Source organism: Thermogutta sp. (assembly GCF_014359955.1).
Lineage (GTDB): Bacteria > Planctomycetota > Planctomycetia > Pirellulales > Thermoguttaceae > Thermogutta.
On sequence record NZ_JACIYL010000363.1, the window covers coordinates 1 to 4,253 of the forward strand.

A 4,253-nucleotide genomic window follows, 5' to 3' on the forward strand; every position below is an offset into this window, starting at 1 on the left:
AACTGCGTTTTCGGCGGAAAAGAGTTCCGCACTTTGTTTGTCACGTCCGCAGACAAGTTCCTGGCCGTGCCCACCCAGGTCCGCGGGGCGCTGCCTGTCGTTTGCACGTCCAAAAAACCATCGCCAGAAAGGCAGTAAGCCATCGCAAAACGAATCATGAAAAAATCGCCCGGCAACGGCTGATCGCATATGATTACAGGATGGGGCCAAGAGGATTGAAGTCAGCGTCATGGGAAGCTCAGTCGACTTTGGGGAGAGAGTCGGCGCTGCGTTTTGATGACGATTAACCTTGTCGGGCCTCGCCGGGCTTTTACTCACAGAACGAGCCTGGGGCGCTGCGCACGTGCACCTATCGTTGCGGGATCAAAAGACATGGCTCACGGCTTTCGTGGAATAACCTGGCTTTCTGAGTGGCTGTGGCCGATCCGAACGCGGTGGAAACGGCGCGTCCTCTTTGAAGATGCGTTGAAATTCATTCATGAAAGGGAGGAAACAGGGCAACCAGCAACGGCAGAGGAGTTGGCCTCCGCGATTGGCATTCCGCCGAAGAGCCTGCCCGGCTTCGTCGGCCGACTACGGGAAATAGGTTACCTGGAGCCCGAGCAAGAGGGGGACCGATATTTGCGGCTGACTGCGGAGGGGCGGCAGGAGGCTCTCCGGATTGTCCGGCTGCACCGGTTGTGGGAACGTTATCTCGCCGAGCAAACCGGGCTGGCACCCGAAGAATGGCACGCGGCGGCCCATCGCCTGGAACACACCACCACCCCGGAGACGGCCAACTCGCTCGCCGCCCAACTGGGCTTCCCTCGCTTTGATCCGCACGGGGATCCCATCCCCACGGAAACGGGCGAGATTGCCCGGCGGGAGGGAACACCCATTTCGGAGAGCAAGCCAGGTGACGTGGTGCAGGTCTGCCACATCGAAGACGAGCCCCTTGCCGCTTACCAGGAGCTGCTCGCGCATGACCTGCACCTGGGGACACCTCTGCGGGTGGAAAAGATCCGGCAGGATGGGGTGACCGTCCGCCACCAGGGGCAGACGATCCGCCTGTCGCCCGAGGCTTCTGCCAATCTCTGGGTCAAAGCGGCCCCCGAGACCGAGTCCAAGCCGTGGGAACAGCCCAGGGCGACGCTCGCGGACCTCCAGGTGGGGGAAGTGGGGATTGTGAAAGGGATCTCGCCTCAGTGTCGCGGACTGCAGCGACGGCGGCTCCTCGACCTGGGTTTTGTGCCGGGGACGCGAGTGGTCGCGGAACTTCGCAGTCCCAGTGGGGATCCGACGGCCTACCGGGTCCGTAACACGCTCATTGCCCTGCGCCGAGATCAGGCCCAATTGATCGACATCGAGCCGATCCATGCGGGTTCTTCCACAACACCTTTGCAGCCTGTTCAGAACCGATCGCCATGAAGATATTACCGCGACAATGCGATAGCTGTCAGCTCTGCCCGGCAGGAAGCGCGGCAGGCGCGGCGATCCTCCAGGTGGAACGCGGCCAGGCGGACTTTGTCGTCGCGCTGGCAGGCAATCCCAATACCGGAAAGAGCACGGTTTTCAACGCCCTGACCGGCCTGCACCAGCACACGGGCAACTGGCCGGGCAAGACTGTCACCCGAGCCGAGGGCTTTTTCACGTTCCAGGGGAAACGCTTCAAGCTGGTCGATCTGCCCGGCACCTATTCCCTGATGGCCACCAGCTACGATGAGGAAGTGGCCCGTGATTTCCTCCTTTTCGGGCGGCCGGACGTCACCATCATCGTGGTGGATGCGACCCGCCTGGAGCGTAATCTGAACCTTGCCCTCCAGGTTCTGGAAATCACCGACCGTGCGGTAATCTGTCTCAATCTCATGGATGAGGCCCGACGCCACGGAATCACGATTGATGTACCCGCTCTGGAACGTGAACTGGGAGTGCCGGTGGTCCCCGCCGCGGCACGGTTCGGGCAGGGGATCGACGAGTTGGTACAGGTTGTTGCCCAAGTGGCCCAAGGGGAGCGGACATGCCGCCCTCGACGCGTCGGCGGCGAGGCCCCCAGTTTGAAAGCGGCGGTCGATCAGCTCGGCCAGCTTCTCCTGGAGGCTTTCCCCGGACTGACAAACGCCAACTGGGTCGCGCTCCGGCTGTTGGACGGCGATCCTAACGTGACCGAAGCCGTCAGGTCGGGAATGCTCGGGGAACTCGGAGAGCGGGAAACGCTGCTGGATGGCTCGTCCTCGCTGTCTCGAACGGGCACGGAACAACCGGCTGGGGACTCCACCAGGGCCCTCCGGGAGACGATCATTGAGACGGCCTCCTCCCTGCGCTGGCAGATCGGCATGGATTTCCACCAAACGCTGGTGGAGACGATTTATGCGGCGGCAGCCGAAATCGCGGACCGCGTCGTCCGGTATGACGAGGCGCAAAAAGCGCGGTGGGAGGAAAAGCTGGACCGCATCCTCACCAGTCCCCTGTTCGGTTATCCCATCATGGTGGCGCTATTCCTCGTCGTCATTTGGATCACCGTCCAGGGGGCAAATTATCCTTCCGCATTGCTCAATTGGTTACTGGTGGAAACCCTCTATCCAGCCGTGCGCGGGCTTTTCGTGGCGGCCGGCGCACCTTCCTGGATAACCGGTCTGCTGGTCGATGGAGGACTTCTCGCTACGGCGTGGGTCGTGAGCGTGATGCTTCCCCCGATGGCCATTTTCTTTCCCCTTTTCACACTGTTGGAAGACCTCGGCTATTTACCGCGGGTGGCGTTCAATCTGGACCGCTTTTTCCGCTGGGCAGGCGCCCACGGTAAACAGGCGCTGACCATGACCATGGGTTTCGGCTGCAACGCTGCGGGAGTCGTCGCCTGCCGAATCATCGACAGTCCCCGGGAACGGCTCGTGGCCATCCTTACCAATAACTTTTCGCTCTGTAACGGTCGCTGGCCCACGCAGATTCTGCTGGCCACCATCTTTCTGGGCAGCCTGGTGCCTCCCTACCTTTCCGGCGCGGTCGCGGCGGCCGGCGTGGTGGGCGTCGCCCTTCTGGGCATCATCATGACGTTCGTCGTGTCCTGGCTTTTGACCAGAACCGTCCTCCGGGGAGAGGTCTCCACGTTCCATCTGGAACTGCCGCCCTACCGGCCACCGCAAATCCTGCAAACTCTCTACACCTCATTGATCGATCGCACCCTCATCGTCCTCTGGCGTGCAGTGGTGTTCGCCTTTCCAGCGGGAATGGCCACCTGGGCTGTGGCCAACATATGGATCGGTGGCGACACACTCGCCGCTCATATCGTCCGATGGCTCGATCCCTTCGGCCGATTCGTGGGCTTGAATGGGGTCATCCTGCTGGCCTATGTGGTGGCCATCCCGGCCAACGAAATTGTTATTCCCACCATCCTTATGCTGACAGTCCTGCTGACAGGAGCAGGCGGTATCCACGCCCAGGCCGGTGTCCTGTTTGAACCTGAAGATCTGACCCTCACAGCTCGCATTTTCCAGGAAGCAGGCTGGACCCCCGTCACCGCCCTCTGTCTCATGCTCTTCAGCCTCATGCACAACCCATGCTCGACAACCATCTATACGATCTACAAAGAAACCGGCAGCACCAAATGGACGATCGTCGCTGTCGTGTTACCGATCCTGATGGGGCTGACAGCCTGTTTTCTGGTCAATGCCACACTGGGGCGGTTCTTCTGACGCTGATTTCCCGCGTGGCGTCACGCCTTCACGACGCTGGCCCCTCTTCACTTTTCGCAGGGTTTCGCGAGAGGCCAGGGCCTCTCCATGTTGCCGGGACAACCCATGAATTGCCTCGTCCACACGTACGGGATTGACGAACCGCCTTCTGGCAGGGGCCATTCATGAATGGCCCTCCCGCTGAAGGAGGAACTGAATCAAGCAGCCGGAGCCGGATGAGGGACAGAAACTATCCAACGCCGGAACGTGGGCTGGCAACCACATCTCACCACACATCCTTCGGAGGACTTGCCCGCGAAAGCAGAACAGTCTATCCAACCTTCAACATTGGAAGTGACAAGCACGTCCCTCCGAAATACTTTTTCAAGGAGCCGCTCGCCGTGCCCGTGGAAACGGCATCGATCTTCCAATCTTGACCAGCCGGCCCAACTCACCAGTAATCCACCCCTTAGACGCGCCAACCTGGCATGCGCGGCGCACCACAGGTAAACTGAGTTTTCCTGACTTTTTGTGGACCTGATGGAGGATAATTCCGGTAGAACTTTCTACAGCCATGACACACAACGAGTCTGCAACCCCAAGGAC

The 4,253-nt window shown here is 60.5% G+C and carries 2 protein-coding genes; both read left to right on the plus strand.

Annotation, left to right across the window (positions count from 1 at the left end):
- The first annotated feature begins 372 nt into the window (after nucleotides 1-372).
- Nucleotides 373-1,407 (plus strand): DtxR family transcriptional regulator, encoded by a 1,035-nt coding sequence (locus tag H5U08_RS11340; RefSeq protein ID WP_297033073.1) that lies wholly within the window; start codon nucleotides 373-375, stop codon nucleotides 1,405-1,407.
- Nucleotides 1,404-3,668, plus strand: coding sequence for a ferrous iron transport protein B (gene feoB / locus H5U08_RS11345; RefSeq protein WP_297033075.1), 2,265 nt, complete (start codon nucleotides 1,404-1,406; stop codon nucleotides 3,666-3,668). Before H5U08_RS11340 ends, feoB begins: the two co-directional genes overlap by 4 nt.
- Nucleotides 3,669-4,253: the final 585 nt, after the last annotated feature.